This window comes from Tenacibaculum sp. FZY0031, from assembly GCF_036350695.1.
Lineage (GTDB): Bacteria > Bacteroidota > Bacteroidia > Flavobacteriales > Flavobacteriaceae > Polaribacter.
In genome coordinates this window covers 118,858-136,438 of record NZ_JAZDVY010000002.1, presented here as the reverse complement: position 1 = coordinate 136,438, position 17,581 = coordinate 118,858, and the positions used below count along the sequence as shown (strand labels likewise).

The following is a 17,581-nucleotide window of genomic DNA, read 5'->3' as shown; positions in this document are numbered from 1 at the left end:
TGTTTTAAACTTGTAACACTCCTAGGTTGAAAGGCTTTTCAATAGGAGCGTGGTCAGCTGCTTCTATTCCCATAGAAATCCAAGTTCTGGTATCTAGTGGGTTAATCACAGCATCAGTCCAAATTCTTGCAGCAGCATAATAAGGAGATATTTGATTATCGTATCTCGATTTTATTTTGTCAAATAATTCAGCTTCTTTTTCAGTAGTAATTTCTTCTCCTTTTTTCTTTAAGGCAGCTGTTTCAATTTGTAATAATACTTTGGCAGCAGAGGCTCCACTCATCACAGCTAATTCAGCACTAGGCCAAGCGACAATTAAACGAGGGTCGTAGGCTTTCCCACACATAGCGTAATTTCCTGCTCCATAAGAGTTACCTATAACCACAGTAAATTTAGGAACTACAGAGTTACTAACAGCATTTACCATTTTGGCTCCGTCTTTAATGATTCCACTATGTTCAGATTTACTTCCTACCATAAATCCAGTAACATCTTGTAAGAACACTAACGGAATTTTCTTTTGGTTACAGTTGGCAATAAATCGAGTAGCTTTATCAGCAGAATCGTTATAAATTACCCCACCAAACTGCATTTCGCTAGGTTTTGTTTTGACTCCTTTCGATTTTACAATTTTACGTTGATTGGCAACAATACCAACAGCCCACCCATCAATACGAGCGTATCCAGTAATAATGGTTTGACCGTAACCTGCCTTATATTCTTCAAATTCAGAATGATCTACCAAACGCTTGATGATTTCCATCATATCGTATTGTTCATTACGAGCTTTTGGTAAAATTCCGAAAATATCATCTTCATTTTCTTTTGGAGGGAACGCTTCTTTACGGTTAAAACCAGCTTTGTCGTAATCTCCAATCTTATCTAGCAAGTTTTTTATGGTGTCTAAAGCGTCTTTATCATCTTTTGCTTTGTAATCGGTAACCCCAGATACTTCACAATGTGTGGTAGCTCCACCCAACGTTTCGTTATCGATACTTTCTCCAATAGCAGCTTTAACTAAATAACTACCAGCTAAGAAAATACTTCCTGTTTTGTCTACAATAAGTGCTTCATCACTCATAATAGGCAAGTAGGCACCACCAGCAACACAACTTCCCATAACCGCAGCAATTTGTGTGATTCCCATGCTACTCATTACCGCATTGTTTCTAAAAATTCTTCCGAAGTGTTCTTTATCAGGAAAAATTTCATCTTGCATTGGTAAGTACACTCCAGCAGAATCTACCAAATAGATAATAGGAAGTTTGTTTTCAATAGCTATTTCTTGTGCTCTTAAATTTTTCTTTCCTGTTATAGGGAACCAAGCTCCTGCTTTTACGGTAGCATCGTTAGCAACAACAATGCACTGTTTACCGCTAACATAGCCCATTTTCACAACCACACCTCCAGAAGGACATCCACCGTGTTCTTGATACATGCCTTCACCAGCAAAGGCAGCAATTTCGATGGACTTAGATTTGTCGTCTAATAAATAATCAATACGTTCACGAGCAGTTAATTTTCCTTTCTCATGATGCTTATCAATACGTTTTTGTCCGCCGCCTAATTTTACTTTGGCTAAGCGTTGACGTAAATCAGATGCTAAAAGTTTATTGTGGTCTTCGTTTTTGTTGAAGTTAAGATCCATGGTAAGTTATTTGTTTGCGTGTGCTAAAATAAGAAAAACAACGTACAAAACAAGGTGTTTAGGTATACGATTGAATGATGTTTTCAACAGTGTTTTCTATTTCTTTATTTCTAGATTGTTTTAGTAAAATATAAGGTTCTGCTACGCGTTCGTTACAATTTTGTACTGCGCATGTTTCGCAAGTAACACCTACTGTTTTTTTAGTGAAAGTATCTTCATCAAAAAAATGAAGTTTTCTTTTTAAATGTGGAGAAAGTAACATACCTATGCTAACACTACGATTAATTTTTTCTTTAAAAGGATCGGCAGTAGCCGCAGAAAGTACTAAATATTCTTTTTGAGAATTTTCGTACGACGAAATTTGAATTCCGTAAGCCGATTTTTTATCTTTTGAAACTTCTAAATCCTGAATTGTTTTAATGGCAATCCATCTTCTGCAATAATGTTCATTGTTACGATTGGCATGTGGAGATTGTTGCTGCGTGATATGTAACTCTTTTGAAAGCCGATGTACAGGAGAACCTTCTTTATGTGTAAAGCGTAAAAAGAACAGGTTCTTAATATTAAAATGTCTTGGTAAAATGTTCGTTAAACGTTGATAAAACGTTTCGTCAGAACAATTATAACTTCTAATAATTTTGTGCAATTGTATAGGTTGCCAGGTTTCTAAAGAAAAAAGTTGTGTTAGTTTTTGAATTAAATCATCTTTCGGAATAATTAAGGCACCAGCAAAGTATGAGGCAATAAAATTATTTAATACTTCATCAAAGCTCTCAAATTTTATCCATGGAAACGTGTATAACCTATCTTCAACTTGTAAATAATTATAAGCTAGTTCTTTAGCGAAAATAAATGTTTTCTGCGCTTCGTTTATGTCATTATATATAAGAAGTGTTTTATTCTTTGGAATATAGATGTTTCTGAGTTCAGATAGCTTTTGATGCCTAGATAGCTCTTCGCTATCAATCGTATAACCGTATTCTTCGATTAAAATTTCTTCTAAGTCATTTGAAGTAATAGGTTTGTTTGGATTTATTTGATAGGCCTTAATAAAATCGGTAACCTTCGTTTCAATATCTTCAAAATAGTTGTTGTGTGCTTCTTGGTACGAACGTAAGGCAGCAAGAAAAAAGCTTTCTCTTGTTAAATTGTAGTTTTGCGAAATCTTAATAATGGTACTTATAAACGCATTTACTTTGGCTGGGGCGTTCGCAATAATATCAATCAGGTTATTTTCTTGAATACCAAATAGATCTAAAGGAATTTCTTTTAAAATTTTCGATTGTAAAATTTCACCAATAGGTGCTAGGTTTTTATCTAACTTCAAAGAAACTAAATGGTCGTAAGGCACTTCTAGCTTCTCAGAAAGAATAACAATTTTATCAGTTTTTGGGTACTTTTTTCCTTTCTCAATTTCATTTAAATACGATTTTGATAATCCTGTTAATTTAGCTAACCCAAAGAGAGATAGGTTTTTATCTGTGCGTATTTGCTTAAGCTTTAATCCGAAAACTAATCTGATATATTCTTCTTCCAAGATGTTTTTATTAAAAGATTCGTAATTCAAAGGTATAAAAATTAGCGAATTAATAAAAATTTGTAAATTTTATATTTTTAGCGAACGTTCGCTTTTTTGTTTAAGTTCTTTTTTTTAATATTGAACTGTCAATCAATACATAAAAAATAAAATAGTATGAATCAAGATGTTTTAGCAAAAGAAATTCAATGTGTAGGTTTTGATGAAGCCGAGTATAAAAGTGTTTTGACCAATGAAGCCAAAGCATTTTTAATACAGCTTCAAGAAAAGTTTAACAGCCAAAGACTACGATTATTAGCAGAAAGAGAAATCGAACAAGTTTATTTTGATGCAGGAAATTATCCTTCATTCCCTTTAGAAACCAAAGAGATAAGAGAGAGCGATTGGGTATGTGATCCACTGCCTAAAGATTTGTTGGATAGGAGAGTAGAAATTACTGGACCAGTAGAACGCAAAATGATTATCAATGCATTGAATTCAGGAGCAAAAACATTTATGGCAGATTTTGAAGACAGTAATTCACCCACCATTCAAAATATTTTAGATGGGCAAGTAAACCTACGAGATGCAGTAAATAAAACAATTTCATTTTACAATGCAGCAAAAGATAAAAGTTATGAGTTGAAAGACAAAGTGGCTACCCTGTTGGTAAGACCAAGAGGGTTGCACTTAAATGAAAAACATTTGTTGATAGATGGCGTAAAAATGTCGGGTTCTTTGGTTGATTTTGGTTTGTATTTCTTCCATAATATCAAAACCTTGCAAGGGCAGGGAAGTGCAACTTATTTTTATTTACCTAAACTAGAACATTACAAAGAAGCTCGTTGGTGGAATGATGTTTTTGTATTTGCACAAGAGTATATGGGAGTACCACAAAAAACAATCAAAGCAACGGTGTTAATTGAAACCATCACGGCAAGTTTTCAGTTAGATGAAATTATTTATGAGTTAAAGGGTCATATGGCTGGCTTAAACTGTGGTCGTTGGGATTATATTTTCTCATACATTAAAAAATTCAGAAATCATACTGGTTTTATTGTGCCAAACCGTTCACAAGTAACCATGAGTAGCCCATTTATGAAAGCGTATTCGTTACGAGTTATTCAATCGTGTCACAAACGAGGGGTACATGCTATGGGAGGAATGGCTGCGCAAATTCCAGTAAAGAATAACGAAGCGTTAAATAACGAAGCTTTTGCAAAGGTGAAGAATGATAAGGAGCAAGAAGTTAGGAATGGTCATGATGGAACTTGGGTGGCACATCCTGGTTTGGTAGCAATTGCAATGGACGTTTTTAATGCAACAATGCCTAATGCGAATCAGACAGATAAAAAGTTGAAAGGTTTAACAATTACCGAAAAAGATTTAGTTGAATTACCAGAAGGGACTATTACCGAACAAGGAATACGAGAAAATATCAACGTTGGAATTCTGTATATAGAATCTTGGTTAATGGGACAAGGAGCCGCTGCCTTGTATAACTTGATGGAAGATGCAGCAACTGCTGAAATTTCTCGAACACAGGTATGGCAATGGTTGCATAAAAGCGTAATGCTTGAAGATGGTAGAACATTTACGGAAGGCATGTACGAGCAATTTAAAAAAGAAGAACTCAAAAAAATAAAAAGTTATGTAGGTGAAGACAGGTATAACAACGGAAAATTTGAATTAGCCGTTCAATTATTTGACGAGTTAATTTTAAACAAAGAATTTGTTGAGTTTTTAACCTTACCAGCATATAAATATTTATAGAGTAAGCTATTTAGGTGTAAGCTTAGAAGGTATTTGTAGAGAAAAGCAAAGCATTTTAAATTAAAGACTAAACTTAAAATATTTAAATCTCGATTATCGAGAAAAAGCCCCCAAAAATGCGGCAACATTTAAGAGGGCTAGCTATCAATAAAAATTAATAACCTTATCAATTACAAAATTATGAAAAATTTAGCACACGCTAATTATAGTTCTGCTTTACAAACTGTAAAAGAATTAAAGAAAAAGTACGGGACAACTTGGAACTCAGTTTCTCCAGAAAATGCTGCTAGAATGGTAGCGCAAAACCGTTTTAAAACTGGTTTAGATATCGCCAGATATACCGCTACAATCATGCGAGAAGATATGGCAGCTTACGATGCAGATTCATCTAATTATACACAGTCTCTAGGGTGCTGGCACGGATTCGTGGCACAACAAAAAATGATTGCAGTAAAAAAACATCACAAAACAACAAGTAAACGTTATTTATATCTTTCAGGATGGATGGTAGCTGCATTGCGTTCAGAGTTTGGTCCATTACCAGATCAATCGATGCATGAAAAAACAGCAGTTCCTACGTTAATTGAGGAGATTTATGATTTTCTACGTCAAGCAGATGCCATTGAATTAAACGATTTATTTAGAAGGTTAGAAAACGGAGAAGATGTACAGAGTGAGATTGATAATTTCGAAACACATATAGTTCCAATTATTGCTGATATTGATGCAGGTTTTGGAAATGAAGAAGCTACGTATTTGTTAGCTAAAAAAATGATTCAAGCTGGTGCTTGTGCTATCCAGATAGAAAATCAAGTTTCAGATGCTAAACAATGCGGACATCAAGATGGTAAAGTAACCGTGCCACATGAAGATTTTATAGCAAAGCTTAATGCAATTCGATATGCCTTTTTAGAGTTAGGAGTAGAGGATGGGGTTATTGTAGCAAGAACCGATTCGGAAGGAGCGGGATTAACTCAAAAATTACCCGTAAGTCAAGAACCGGGAGATTTAGCCTCTCAATACTTAGCATTTGTAGAAGCGGAAGAAATTACGATTGATGAAGCAAGAGAAGATGATGTACTACTAAAACGTGATGGAAAATTAGTACGTCCTGTACGTTTAGCAAACGGTTTGTATAAGTTTAGAGAAGGAACAAATATTGATAGGGTAGTACTAGATTGTATTACAAGCTTACAAAATGGAGCCGATTTGTTATGGATTGAAACGCCTACGCCTCATGTAGGGCAAATAGCAAATATGGTAAATAGAGTAAGAGCTGTAGTACCAAATGCGAAATTGGTATACAACAATTCACCATCGTTTAACTGGACGTTAAACTTCCGTAATCAAGCATATGATGAAATGGCAATACAAGGATATGATGTTTCAATGTATGACAGAAATAATTTAATGGATGTGGCTTACGATGGTTCACAGCTTTGTCAATTAGCTGATGAGAAAATTTGTACATTCCAAATAGATGGAGCAAGGGAAGCAGGTATTTTTCATCATTTAATCACCTTACCAACATATCATACAACAGCACTACATATGAACGATTTAACAGAAGGTTATTTTGGTGAAGATGGAATGTTAGCGTATGTAAGAGGAGTACAACGACAAGAAATTAGAAAAGGAGTATCGTGTGTAAAACATCAGCGTATGGCAGGTTCTGATTTAGGAGACGATCACAAAACATTTTTCGCAGGAGATAAAGCGTTAAAAGCCAGTGGAGAAAAGAATACGTCTAATCAGTTTGAAGCAGGAGCAAAAGACAAAAGACTAGAAGAAGAAAGTGCAGTAGCTGTATAAAAAAATCTTAGTTGTTTGTAAACTTCCCGTTATGTTTGGTTTGTTTCAATTGTTTGTTTACATAGCGGGAATTTTACTTGCCAATTTAACAGTATAAATTTATAATTAGCAGTTGTAAATTTTATTTTGAAGTAGTAGCTCTCTTTTTTAAGAGAGCTTTTTCATTTTTAATAATAGCTTTAATATTTTTGAGTATCAATAGATTTCGTAATAGGAGTTATTAGATCACCAGTATGTTTGGTAGATTTAGTTTCAATAAGCATAATTAAACAATCTTCCGAAGAGCTAACTCTGTGATTTACACCTTTGGGAACCACAAATAAATCGCCTTTTTTCATCCTAAAACTTGGTTGGTTCTCTAGTTCCATTAAAAGGTTTCCGCTAATAATATAAAAAAGCTCGTCTTCATTTTTGTGATTATGCCATGGGATGTCTTCTCCTTTAATTTTGGCGAGTTTAACATATTCATTGTTAACCTCAGAAATTATTTTAGGAGAAAAATATTCTTTTAACTTTTCAGCTTCCTGTAGGATGTTAATTGTTAGAGTTGTATCCATATCGTAAATTATCAAGACTTTGTTTTCAGTTCCATTTTAATGTTACAACGTTCGTAAGGACAACCTTCTTCCACAGGAATTTCTAAAAAACCAAATTTTCTATAAATGTAAATAGCGTTTTCAAGTTTTGTATTTGAGTATAAAACCAATTTATCAAACTGCTTGTCTTTTGCAAAATCAATACAATGCTGCATGAGCTGTTGTCCTATTTTGTAACCTCTGTGTTTTGGTGAAACAGCCATTTTTGTTAATTCATAAACATTAGGTTCGCTCATCGGCATTAAAGCAACAGTACCCACAACTTCATTATTTAATTTAGCAAAGAAAATGTGTCCTCCTTTGTCAATAATATACTTGTGAGGATTGCTTAAAACTTCCTCATCATAAGGTTCTACATAGAAAAATGTTTGTAACCATTCTATATTCAATTCATAAAAAGAAGTACTATACTCTTCTTTAAATGTGGTAATTGTTACTGCGTTTTGTGTCGTATTCATTTTTATGTGTTCTATAATAGCTTCACTGAAAGATTTTTCATTGAACTTAGTCTCTAGTTCATTTATAAGTTCGGTTAGTGATTCAGACTTAATGTTTGTGTACTTTTTAATGATGTGTTCAATACTGTTCCAAATAGGAGTCACATTCTCTATGAGTTCCTTTCCTTTGTTAGAAACAAAAACAACTTTTTTTCGCTTGTCTAATTTGTTTTCTTTGAAGCTAATGAGTCCCTTTTTGTAAAGTTTATTAATAGCTTGCGTTGTAGCAGGCTGCGATGTATTTAAACTGTTGGTAATTTCAGTATTGGTAACACCATTTTTGTTTTTTATAATTTTAAAAGTAGGGAATAGGTAAGGGTCAAAATCAATATTAAACTCATTGTACACCAATTGTGTTTCACGCATCATGTATTCGCTAGTTCTTTTTAACCTAGAGCCTAACCCAATTTCTCCTAATCCTTTAAGTGCATCCATGTATTATTATATAAGTGCTTATATAAATACAAATGTATATATTTTTTTTGAATTAAAATAGTTTTAACTTAATAAATACCTAGATAATATATACCATGGAAAATAATAAAATATTTTTATATATTTGTAAGTGAATTTTAACAACAAGAAAAAATGAAAAAAGCTAAAATTATTTTTTATGTAGCTACAGGATTATTAACATTGTTAATGTTTTTTTCAGCTGGTATGTATTTTTTTAATCATGCAGAAGTAGCAAAAATGTTTACAACATTTGGGTATCCAACGTATATTATTTATCCGTATGCAGTAGCCAAATTATTGGGTTTAGTAGCGTTGTGGTTTTTTAGAGGGAACTTTTTAAACGAATGGGCATATGCTGGTTTTTTCTTCGCGTTTATTCTAGCTTTTTTTGCTCATTTTATGGTGGGTGATGGAGAACAAACAGGAGCATTTGTAGCGATGATACTATTAATAGTTTCGTATATTTATAGTAAAAAAATATAATGAGTAATAACCCAACAGCAACAGTAACCTTAACGAATCGAAATTATTTGGCAGAAAGTAAAATGAGAAATCATTTTGCTGTTATTGATGAACCTATAGATAAAGGAGGAGATGACAACGGACCGACTCCAGTAGAATACTTACTCACGGCAATTGGCGGATGTGTATCCATTACTTTGAGAATGTATGCAGAGAGAAAAGGGTGGGACTTAGGAAAAGTTACGGTAAATGTTAGTCAAAAAGAACAATTAACTTCTGAAGGAATTAAAAAAACATTAGTAGAAGAAATTTCATTCGAAAAAGAAGTTACAGATGAGCAGCGAACTAAACTATTAGAGATAGCTGGTAAATGTCCAGTAGCTAAAATGGTAAAAGGGGAAACCGAAATAGATTCAAAAATAACCACATAGATGAAGAAAATAATCGCTTTCGCAGGAAGCAATAGTAACAAATCAATAAACAAACAATTAGTAACATATGCTTCTAGTTTATTAGAAGGAATAGAAGTTTCGGTATTAGATTTAAGTGATTATCCATTGCCTATTTATGGGATAGATAAAGAAATGGAAGACGGGATTCCTGAAAATGCAGCAAAATTTCTAGAAAAAATCATTGTAGCAGACGGAATAATTGTATCGTTGGCAGAACATAATGGAAACTTTACGGTCGCATTTAAAAATATAATAGATTGGATGTCGCGTATAGAACAAAAAGTATGGCATAACAAACCTGTGTTATTATTATCTACCTCGCCCGGAGGGAGAGGAGGAGCATCTTCTATGGCCATAGCCAAAAACGGATTTCCCCATATGGGAGCAAATGTCATAACAGATTTTTCTTTACCAAAATTTTATGATAACTTTAATGACGGAAGGGTTGTAAATGAGGAGTTTAATAAAAAAATAAAAGAGGCAGTTACAACTTTCCAAAAAGCAGTATAAACATAAAATTTAATAGTATGTCAGAAGCAAAGGAAATCGTAAAAAAATACAGTAATGAAGATATTACCGTAATTTGGAAACCAAACATGTGTATCCACTCAAAAAAGTGTTGGAAAGGTTTGATACAGGTTTTCAATCCGCAAAATAGACCTTGGGTTAATATGGATGGAGCAACTACAGAAAGAATTAAAAAGCAAGTAGAAGAATGCCCATCAGGAGCGCTATCATATATTTCAAAAAGAGAAGGGAATCAAGCAGCAGCTCATACAGAAACTAAGGTAGAAGCATTAGAAGATGGTCCTTTATTAATTTACGGAACTTTGCAGGTAACCAATCCAGACGGTACGACAGAAAAGAAAAATAAAACAACGGCTTTTTGCAGGTGTGGAGCGTCTCATAACAAACCCTATTGTGATGGCACACATGTAAAAGTTGAGTTTAAAGGATAACTATGAAAGTACAGCAAAAAGACAACGATAAAAAAGGAGAGTTTTATATTGAAGTTGAAGGAAATAGTGTTGCTTTAATGACGTATACTTGGGCAGGTAATGATAAACTAATTATAGATCATACTGAAGTTGGAGATGCTTTAAGAGGAAAAGGAGCAGGATATAAGTTGGTAGCAGCCTCGGTAGAGTTTGCTAGAAATAAAAACATCAAAATACTTCCATTATGCCCATTTGCTAAATCAGTTTTTGATAAAAAACCTGAATATTCAGATGTTTTAGCATAAACAAAATTCCTTTTCAGTATTTGTAAAGAATTTATATTCCTTGGTACATAAATGTGTGTTTTGTATTTTTGTATTTAAAATAAGGAGGTTAAAATGAAGATAGTTTTATACGGTAGAAAAGGACATGCACATACAGTTGCATATAAAAACTTTCTAAAATCGGCAGAAGTACCATTTGAATACAAAGACGTTTCTGTTGATAATGAAGCAAAGGAGCATACTAAAGAATTGTATGATGGTCAAGTAAAATATCCAACATTATTTGTTGATGAAGAAGTGTACTTAACACCATCATCGGATACTTTTAACAAATTAATGCAAGACTTAAAGTTAAAAGGATAATCTTAATTTTAATAAAAAAGGGCTAATAGCTAACAGCTAATTACCGAAGCAATGGGAGATATTTCAAAAGACATCAATTCAAAATTTCCAAATAATAAAATCAAAGCATTTATCAATATTAAATATACTGCTAACTGGATAAACAGTAAAGAGAATGAGTTTTTTAAGCAGTATAGCATTTCGCCACAACAATTTAATATTCTTCGTATTTTAAGAGGAGCAAGAAAAGCAATAAAAGTTCAAACAATTAAAGATAGAATGATTGAACGAGCTCCGAACGCCACAAGATTAATGGATAAATTATGTGAGAAAAATTTAATTGAGCGTGAAAGATGTGAAGATGATAGAAGAGTGGTTTATATAAGTATTACCCAACAGGGAAAAAAGCTTTTAAAAACAATAGATGATAAATTGCATTTAGATTTTATTGATAATTTAACAGAAGAAGAAGCCACACAACTTAGTAAGTTACTGGATAAAATAAGATAATTAAATTTGTGCTTATTATTAAATAAATAGGAAATCTAGTTTAAATATTGTATCTTTTTAGAAAGTGAAAAGATATAAGTCATGCATACATACGATACACTTTCAGAAGCATTAAAAGATTTGCAAAAAAGAGGGTTTACTCTTGATTTTAACCTGAAAGAAAAGGAAATAGAGAGTAAAAATACTAAAGAAATTTTTCCGCCAGATTTCTTTGAGATAGTAGAAGTATATCGATTTGAAGGAATGAGCAGTGCAGGTGACAACTCTGTTGTATATGCAATTCAAACCCAAACAGGCGGTAAAGGGGTGTTAGTAGATGCTTATGGAGTGTATGCTAATTCTCTTTCTCCAAAAATGATTCAAAAACTAAAAATAGTTCATTAACATAAAAATAAAAAGACAAATTTTTTTGAATTTCTCTTTTTTATGTAACCAAAAATTGTTTAAAAAGAGCTAATCACCTTATAAAATAAAAGGGTTTTCCTTATGTAATAAATAACCTTTTGCCTACAACTTTCTAAATAGTGGTAAGATATATTTGGGCTAATTAATTAACCCAAACTAATATTTTATGAAAACTTTAAAAACCCTAATGTTTGCAAGTATCTTTTTCATGGTATTTACATCATGTCAAAACGAAGAAACTGTATTATCAGACGAAGCTCAAACAGAAACCGTAGAGGCTAAAGCTGCAAAATCCACAGATGATTTAAGATTAGATTACCATGAAGACTACGGAATAGTTAAAGCGGATGAATACCCAATGAATCCAGGAGGAGTAAAAGAACCTACCTTAGATCTATTTTTAGAAAAAGGAAACCTTAAAAAAGAAGATTTAAAAAGTTACCGCATTGTAAAAGATGAATTTTCAGGTATTGGTTTAGCAGAACACAGAATGAAGGATGGTAATGTAATACAAGTACCACATGCGTATGAAAGGCAACCAGTTTATAGGTTTGAAGCTGAACTAAATGATGGAACTAAAGTAAGAATTATTATCATAATAATATGTTCAAATGGTTTGATTATAATCATTTGGTGGTAATAGAATAAACAGGTATTTCTAAAAGACCTTATACAGAAGTATGAGGTCTTTTTTATATGAAAAACATATGATAAAAATATGTATCTTGCCATTTGTTATGCGTGCATAATACTTTATAAAAATACAACAATGAAATACAAACATATTTTTGAGCCATTAGATTTAGGTTTTACTACTTTAAAAAACCGAGTGTTAATGGGTTCTATGCATACTGGTTTAGAAGAAGAGAAAAATGGAATAGAACGAATCGCTGCATATTATGCAGAACGTGCACGAGGAGGAGTAGGTTTGATAGTTACAGGAGGAATAGCTCCTAATATTCAAGGGTGGACAGCGCCTTTTTCTGCTCGTATGAGTACAAAAAAGCATGCCCGTGAACACAAAGTAATTACAGAAGCAGTGCATAAAGAAGGAGGTAAAATATGTATGCAAATATTGCATTCAGGACGTTATGGATACCATCCATTTAACGTAGCACCTTCAAAAATAAAATCACCAATAACTCCTTTTACGCCTTTTGCATTAAAGCAATCAGGAATACGAAGAACAGTAAAAGATTTTGTTAACTGTGCGAAATTATCGCAAGAGGCAGGATATGATGGAGTTGAAATCATGGGGTCTGAAGGCTATTTAATCAATCAGTTTATAGTAACAAGAACTAATAAAAGAACCGATGATTATGGAGGGAAATATGAAAACAGAACCCGTTTAGCAGTAGAGTTAGTTCGAAAAATTAGAGAAGCAGTTGGTGAGCATTTTATCATTATCTATCGTTTATCAATGTTAGATTTGGTAGAACAAGGAAGTTCTTGGGAAGAAGTAGTACAATTAGGAAAAGAAATAGAAAAAGCAGGAGCTACTATTATCAACACAGGTATTGGTTGGCATGAAGCACGAATTCCTACTATTGCAACTTCAGTACCTAGAGCTGCATTTACTTGGGTAACTAAAAAAATGAAAGAAGAATTATCTATTCCATTGGTTACTTCTAATCGAATAAATATGCCGGATACTGCTGAAAAAGTTTTGGCAGAAGGACATGCAGATATGATTTCAATGGCACGTCCGTTTTTAGCGGATCCAGAATGGGTAAACAAAGCAAAAGAAGAAAGAGCAGATGAAATAAACACTTGTATAGCTTGTAATCAAGCTTGTTTAGACCATGCTTTTCAGAAAAAAGTAGCAAGCTGCTTGGTAAACCCAAGAGCATGTCATGAAACAGAGTTAAACTATAATCCTGTATCAAAAAAGAAGAAAATAGCAGTTGTAGGGGCAGGACCAGCTGGTTTAGCAGCATCAACGGTAGCAGCTCAAAGAGGACATGATGTAACCTTATTTGATGCCGATAAAGAAACTGGAGGTCAGTTTAATATAGCAAAACAAATTCCAGGAAAAGAAGAGTTCTATGAAACCATTCGTTACTTTAATAAGCAATTAGAATTGCACAAGGTAAATGTAAAGTTAAATACGAGGGTTACTGCTGAAGATTTATACAATGGTAATTTTGATGAGGTTGTTTTAGCAACGGGGATTACACCGAGAACCCCAAGAATAGAAGGAGTTGAACATGAAAAAGTACTGAGTTATATAGATGTTGTAAAATTAAAGAAACCCGTAGGTAAACGCGTTGCAGTTATTGGAGCAGGAGGAATTGGTTTCGACGTTTCAGAATACTTAGCTCATGAAGGAGAAAGTACTTCTTTAAATATAGATGCTTGGTTAGAAGAATGGGGTATTGATAAAACATTAGAGGCACGTGCTGGAATAGAAGGAGTTGCTCCTAAAATTCATCCTTCATCTAGAGATATATTTATGTTTAAACGTAGTTCCGGAAAGTTTGGAGGAAATTTAGGTAAAACTACGGGATGGATTCATCGTTCAGTGTTAAAAAGAAAAAAAGTACAATTCATAAATGAAGTTCAGTATACAAAAATAGATGATGAAGGATTGCACTATGTTCAAAATGAAGAACCAAAAGTATTACCTGTTGATAATGTGATTATATGTGCGGGTCAAGTTCCATTTAAAGAATTATTAGAGCCGTTAGAAGCTAAAGGAATGAAGGTTCATGTAATTGGAGGTGCAGATGTAGCGGCTGAGCTAGATGCTAAGAGAGCCATAAACCAAGGAAGCAGGTTAGCTGCTGAACTCTAGTATGTATATAAATTTAAAATCACTAAAAAAGTCTTGCATTGGTAAGACTTTTTTTATGCACAAAACTACAGTGAATAAGTCTAAATAATTACCGATATTTGTAGCTCACATTTTATTGAAAAAAGTAAATTATGGCAATGAACAAAAACACTGTCCTAGGTTGGGCAACGCTTATAATGGTATTAATGGGGATTTTACTTATTGGATTAGCAGTATTTAAATATGATGAAATAGCAGGGTATGGCTTTGGTGCTGTTGGTTTAGGTTTTTTTGCAAATGCATGGGTGTTTAATGCCTTAAAAGGAAGAGTTTAAAATAAGTTTATGGTTTGTAGTTTATTTGTTGGTAAGTTCTAATCAAACTTCAAATCATGAAATTATAAAACCAAATTATGGGAAAGATTGAAAAGTTTGAAGATTTAGAGGTTTGGCAAAGAGGAAGGTTGATTTGTCAATATGTTGAAGAACTTTTTCAAAAATCTAACGTATCAAAGAAATTATAGCTTAAAAGATCAAATAGAAAGGAGTTTTAGGTCAATAATGGATAGTATTGCAGAAGGTTTTGATAGAGATGGAAATCGTGAGTTTCATAATTTTTAAGTTATGCAAAAGGTTCGGAAAGAGGACTAAAATCACAATCCTAATAGAGCTTTTACGTATTAACTTAGGAATTCAGATATCAAAGGACAAAAATTTAACAGAAAATCGTATCCAAAAAAACTATAAACTCCAAACAACAAACTATAAACAATAAAACAAATGAGCGACGATAAAAAAGTCATTTTTTCAATGAATAAGGTCTCTAAGACCTACCAAAGTACAGGGAAACAAGTTTTAAAAGATATTTATTTAAGTTTCTTTTATGGAGCTAAAATTGGTATTTTAGGTTTAAACGGTTCAGGTAAATCTACCTTATTAAAAATTATAGCTGGAGTAGAAAAAAACTACCAAGGAGAGGTTACGTTTTCACCAGGTTATAAAGTTGGGTATTTAGAACAAGAACCACAGTTAGACGAAAACAAAACTGTTTTAGAAGTTGTTAAAGAAGGAGCAGCAGAAACTGTTGCTATTTTAGATGAATACAACAAGATAAATGACATGTTTGGTTTAGAGGAAGTATATTCTGATGCAGATAAGATGCAAAAATTAATGGATCGTCAAGCTGAACTACAAGATAAAATTGATGCTTCTAACGCATGGGAATTAGATACCAAGTTAGAAATAGCGATGGATGCGTTACGTACGCCGGAAGGAGATAAGAAAATAGGAGTACTATCTGGAGGTGAACGTCGTCGTGTAGCCTTATGTCGTTTATTATTACAAGAACCAGAAATTTTACTATTAGATGAGCCTACTAACCACTTAGATGCAGAATCGGTGCATTGGTTAGAGCATCATTTAGCACAATACAAAGGAACGGTAATCGCAGTAACACACGACCGTTATTTCTTAGATAATGTTGCTGGTTGGATTTTAGAGTTAGATAGGGGAGAAGGTATTCCATGGAAAGGAAACTATTCATCTTGGTTAGATCAAAAATCACAACGTTTAGCGCAAGAAAGTAAAACAGCATCTAAACGTCAAAAAACATTAGAACGAGAGTTAGAATGGGTGCGTCAAGGAGCAAAAGGTCGTCAAACAAAGCAAAAAGCACGTTTGAAGAACTATGAAAAGTTAATGAGCCAAGACCAAAAGCAAACGGAAGAAAAGTTAGAAATTTACATTCCTAATGGTCCACGTTTAGGAACGAATGTAATCGAAGCTACTGGGGTTTCTAAGGCTTATGGAGATAAGTTATTGTATGAAAACTTAGAATTTAACCTTCCACAGGCGGGAATTGTGGGGATTATTGGTCCGAATGGAGCAGGTAAAACCACCATTTTTAGAATGATTATGGGAGAGGAAACACCAGATGCAGGAAGTTTTAAAGTTGGAAAAACAGCTAAAATTGCGTATGTAGACCAATCACATTCAAATATTGACCCTGAAAAATCTATTTGGGAGAACTTCTCTGAAGGTCAGGATTTAGTGATGATGGGAGGTAAACAAGTAAATTCGAGAGCTTATTTAAGTCGTTTTAATTTTTCTGGTAGCGAGCAAAATAAAAAAGTAGCAACCTTATCAGGAGGAGAACGCAACCGTTTGCATTTAGCTATGACGTTAAAAGAAGAAGGAAATGTGTTGTTATTAGATGAGCCTACCAATGATTTAGATGTAAATACTTTACGAGCTCTGGAAGAAGGTTTAGAGAATTTCGCAGGTTGTGCTGTTGTAATATCACACGATAGATGGTTTTTAGATCGTATTTGTACGCATATCTTGGCTTTTGAAGGTGATAGTCAAGTGTATTTCTTTGAAGGTTCTTTCTCTGATTATGAAGAAAACAAGAAGAAGCGTTTAGGAGGAGATTTAATGCCTAAACGTATCAAGTACAAGAAACTAATTAGATAAAAATAGGAAAGAAATATCGTAATAACAATAAAACTCGAAGTTAGCAGCTTCGAGTTTTTTCTTTTTCTATAACAATTGTCCCCCCCCAATGCAAAACTGTTTAGTAGATAGTTTTCCATAGTATAATAGATTATGTTAATGATATTTTAATCGCAATTATTATGCCGAAAAAACAAACAAAACATGTTTTTAATTAAAAAATTGTAATTAAAGATTGGTTTAATTGTTAAATGTTTAGTTTTTAGTGTTTTGAAGAGGGTTTATCAAGTAATATGTTAACAAAATATTTTTGTTCAGATGCTTTTAAGACAAGCCCGATGTTTGAAATATTTTTTAACATATTTATAAATTTATGTATTAAGTCAAAAGTAAACTTTATAAAAACCTTAATAAATGTAAGGTAATTATGTGTTTTTAGAAGAAATGAAGCCCAGTTGAATTATTTAAGAAAAGCTTTTGAAAGTCTTAAAAACGCTGTCTTATGATCACCATCATGTGCATAGTGACCTGTATTAGGAACTACCCAAAACTTCATAATAAATTTCAAGACCATTTATATTTACTCTTTCATGTTTTTTTGGAGTAATTGTATTTTCATATTCATATGTTTACTCATTGTTTTAATGAGTACGATTATTGGAAAGCA

General features: G+C 33.0%; 19 protein-coding genes. 15 read left to right on the top strand and 4 right to left on the bottom strand.

Going from position 1 to position 17,581, the window contains the following annotated elements; all coding sequences use genetic code 11:
• Positions 1–4: 4 nt before the first annotated feature.
• Positions 5–1,648: an acyl-CoA carboxylase subunit beta gene (locus tag V1T75_RS02955; protein ID WP_330487078.1), complete on the bottom strand. Its 1,644-nt coding sequence runs from the start codon at positions 1,646–1,648 to the stop codon at positions 5–7.
• A gap of 58 nt (positions 1,649–1,706) precedes the next feature.
• On the bottom strand, positions 1,707–3,185 hold the full coding sequence (locus V1T75_RS02950) for a helix-turn-helix domain-containing protein (RefSeq protein ID WP_330487335.1): 1,479 nt from the start codon (positions 3,183–3,185) through the stop codon (positions 1,707–1,709).
• 156 nt (positions 3,186–3,341) lie between these two features.
• On the opposite strand from V1T75_RS02950, the gene aceB reads away from it, so the two are divergent.
• Positions 3,342–4,937, top strand: coding sequence for a malate synthase A (aceB, locus tag V1T75_RS02945; protein ID WP_330487077.1), 1,596 nt, complete (start codon positions 3,342–3,344; stop codon positions 4,935–4,937).
• 180 nt (positions 4,938–5,117) lie between these two features.
• Positions 5,118–6,749 (top strand): isocitrate lyase, encoded by a 1,632-nt coding sequence (locus V1T75_RS02940; RefSeq protein WP_330487076.1) that lies wholly within the window; start codon positions 5,118–5,120, stop codon positions 6,747–6,749.
• A gap of 179 nt (positions 6,750–6,928) precedes the next feature.
• On the opposite strand, the gene V1T75_RS02935 is transcribed toward V1T75_RS02940, so the two are convergent.
• Together V1T75_RS02935 and V1T75_RS02930 are read right to left on the bottom strand one after the other, a co-directional pair.
• Positions 6,929–7,306 (bottom strand): cupin domain-containing protein, encoded by a 378-nt coding sequence (locus tag V1T75_RS02935; RefSeq protein WP_330487075.1) that lies wholly within the window; start codon positions 7,304–7,306, stop codon positions 6,929–6,931.
• 11 nt (positions 7,307–7,317) lie between these two features.
• Complete coding sequence (locus V1T75_RS02930; RefSeq protein ID WP_330487074.1) at positions 7,318–8,277, bottom strand: bifunctional helix-turn-helix transcriptional regulator/GNAT family N-acetyltransferase; 960 nt, start codon at positions 8,275–8,277, stop codon at positions 7,318–7,320.
• Between the two features lie 153 nt (positions 8,278–8,430).
• Between V1T75_RS02930 and V1T75_RS02925 the strand changes: the two genes are divergently transcribed.
• The 13 genes from V1T75_RS02925 (at position 8,431) to ettA (ending at position 16,935) form a co-directional block, all read left to right on the top strand.
• Entirely contained in the window at positions 8,431–8,781 is a 351-nt protein-coding gene (locus V1T75_RS02925) for a DoxX family protein (RefSeq protein ID WP_330487073.1), read from the top strand.
• A complete protein-coding gene (locus tag V1T75_RS02920; RefSeq protein ID WP_330487072.1) occupies positions 8,781–9,191 on the top strand; it encodes an OsmC family protein in 411 nt (136 codons plus the stop codon). Before V1T75_RS02925 ends, V1T75_RS02920 begins: the two co-directional genes overlap by 1 nt.
• A complete protein-coding gene (locus tag V1T75_RS02915) occupies positions 9,192–9,722 on the top strand; it encodes an NADPH-dependent FMN reductase (RefSeq protein ID WP_330487071.1) in 531 nt (176 codons plus the stop codon).
• A gap of 17 nt (positions 9,723–9,739) precedes the next feature.
• Positions 9,740–10,171, top strand: a complete 432-nt coding sequence (locus V1T75_RS02910; protein WP_330487070.1) for a (4Fe-4S)-binding protein — start codon at positions 9,740–9,742, stop codon at positions 10,169–10,171.
• A gap of 2 nt (positions 10,172–10,173) precedes the next feature.
• Entirely contained in the window at positions 10,174–10,455 is a 282-nt protein-coding gene (locus tag V1T75_RS02905) for a GNAT family N-acetyltransferase (RefSeq protein ID WP_330487069.1), read from the top strand.
• 93 nt (positions 10,456–10,548) lie between these two features.
• On the top strand, positions 10,549–10,797 hold the full coding sequence (locus tag V1T75_RS02900) for a glutaredoxin family protein (protein ID WP_099216226.1): 249 nt from the start codon (positions 10,549–10,551) through the stop codon (positions 10,795–10,797).
• A gap of 51 nt (positions 10,798–10,848) precedes the next feature.
• Positions 10,849–11,286, top strand: coding sequence for a MarR family winged helix-turn-helix transcriptional regulator (locus tag V1T75_RS02895; protein ID WP_330487068.1), 438 nt, complete (start codon positions 10,849–10,851; stop codon positions 11,284–11,286).
• An 81-nt stretch (positions 11,287–11,367) separates the two neighbouring features.
• Positions 11,368–11,670, top strand: a complete 303-nt coding sequence (locus V1T75_RS02890; protein WP_330487067.1) for a phosphoribosylpyrophosphate synthetase — start codon at positions 11,368–11,370, stop codon at positions 11,668–11,670.
• 187 nt (positions 11,671–11,857) lie between these two features.
• Positions 11,858–12,331 (top strand): hypothetical protein, encoded by a 474-nt coding sequence (locus V1T75_RS02885; RefSeq protein WP_330487066.1) that lies wholly within the window; start codon positions 11,858–11,860, stop codon positions 12,329–12,331.
• A gap of 129 nt (positions 12,332–12,460) precedes the next feature.
• Complete coding sequence (locus tag V1T75_RS02880; RefSeq protein ID WP_330487065.1) at positions 12,461–14,485, top strand: NADPH-dependent 2,4-dienoyl-CoA reductase; 2,025 nt, start codon at positions 12,461–12,463, stop codon at positions 14,483–14,485.
• A 137-nt stretch (positions 14,486–14,622) separates the two neighbouring features.
• Positions 14,623–14,799: a CAL67264 family membrane protein gene (locus tag V1T75_RS02875; protein ID WP_231128403.1), complete on the top strand. Its 177-nt coding sequence runs from the start codon at positions 14,623–14,625 to the stop codon at positions 14,797–14,799.
• A gap of 141 nt (positions 14,800–14,940) precedes the next feature.
• Positions 14,941–15,084, top strand: coding sequence for a four helix bundle protein (locus V1T75_RS02870; protein ID WP_330487064.1), 144 nt, complete (start codon positions 14,941–14,943; stop codon positions 15,082–15,084).
• A gap of 159 nt (positions 15,085–15,243) precedes the next feature.
• Positions 15,244–16,935: an energy-dependent translational throttle protein EttA gene (ettA, locus tag V1T75_RS02865; protein WP_330487063.1), complete on the top strand. Its 1,692-nt coding sequence runs from the start codon at positions 15,244–15,246 to the stop codon at positions 16,933–16,935.
• Positions 16,936–17,581 lie beyond the last annotated feature (646 nt).

Bases quoted from the DNA above. Each gene is read 5' to 3' on its own strand.
- V1T75_RS02940 (WP_330487076.1), top strand. From the start codon at position 5,118: ATGAAAAATTTAGCACACGCTAATTATAGTTCTGCTTTACAAACTGTA.
- V1T75_RS02875 (WP_231128403.1), top strand. From the start codon at position 14,623: ATGAACAAAAACACTGTCCTAGGTTGGGCAACGCTTATAATGGTATTA.
- ettA (WP_330487063.1), top strand. From the start codon at position 15,244: ATGAGCGACGATAAAAAAGTCATTTTTTCAATGAATAAGGTCTCTAAG.
- V1T75_RS02880 (WP_330487065.1), top strand. From the start codon at position 12,461: ATGAAATACAAACATATTTTTGAGCCATTAGATTTAGGTTTTACTACT.
- aceB (WP_330487077.1), top strand. From the start codon at position 3,342: ATGAATCAAGATGTTTTAGCAAAAGAAATTCAATGTGTAGGTTTTGAT.
- V1T75_RS02895 (WP_330487068.1), top strand. From the start codon at position 10,849: ATGGGAGATATTTCAAAAGACATCAATTCAAAATTTCCAAATAATAAA.
- V1T75_RS02905 (WP_330487069.1), top strand. From the start codon at position 10,174: ATGAAAGTACAGCAAAAAGACAACGATAAAAAAGGAGAGTTTTATATT.
- V1T75_RS02935 (WP_330487075.1), bottom strand. From the start codon at position 7,306: ATGGATACAACTCTAACAATTAACATCCTACAGGAAGCTGAAAAGTTA.
- V1T75_RS02925 (WP_330487073.1), top strand. From the start codon at position 8,431: ATGAAAAAAGCTAAAATTATTTTTTATGTAGCTACAGGATTATTAACA.
- V1T75_RS02915 (WP_330487071.1), top strand. From the start codon at position 9,192: ATGAAGAAAATAATCGCTTTCGCAGGAAGCAATAGTAACAAATCAATA.
- V1T75_RS02890 (WP_330487067.1), top strand. From the start codon at position 11,368: ATGCATACATACGATACACTTTCAGAAGCATTAAAAGATTTGCAAAAA.
- V1T75_RS02910 (WP_330487070.1), top strand. From the start codon at position 9,740: ATGTCAGAAGCAAAGGAAATCGTAAAAAAATACAGTAATGAAGATATT.
- V1T75_RS02885 (WP_330487066.1), top strand. From the start codon at position 11,858: ATGAAAACTTTAAAAACCCTAATGTTTGCAAGTATCTTTTTCATGGTA.
- V1T75_RS02920 (WP_330487072.1), top strand. From the start codon at position 8,781: ATGAGTAATAACCCAACAGCAACAGTAACCTTAACGAATCGAAATTAT.
- V1T75_RS02930 (WP_330487074.1), bottom strand. From the start codon at position 8,277: ATGGATGCACTTAAAGGATTAGGAGAAATTGGGTTAGGCTCTAGGTTA.
- V1T75_RS02955 (WP_330487078.1), bottom strand. From the start codon at position 1,648: ATGGATCTTAACTTCAACAAAAACGAAGACCACAATAAACTTTTAGCA.
- V1T75_RS02870 (WP_330487064.1), top strand. From the start codon at position 14,941: ATGTTGAAGAACTTTTTCAAAAATCTAACGTATCAAAGAAATTATAGC.
- V1T75_RS02900 (WP_099216226.1), top strand. From the start codon at position 10,549: ATGAAGATAGTTTTATACGGTAGAAAAGGACATGCACATACAGTTGCA.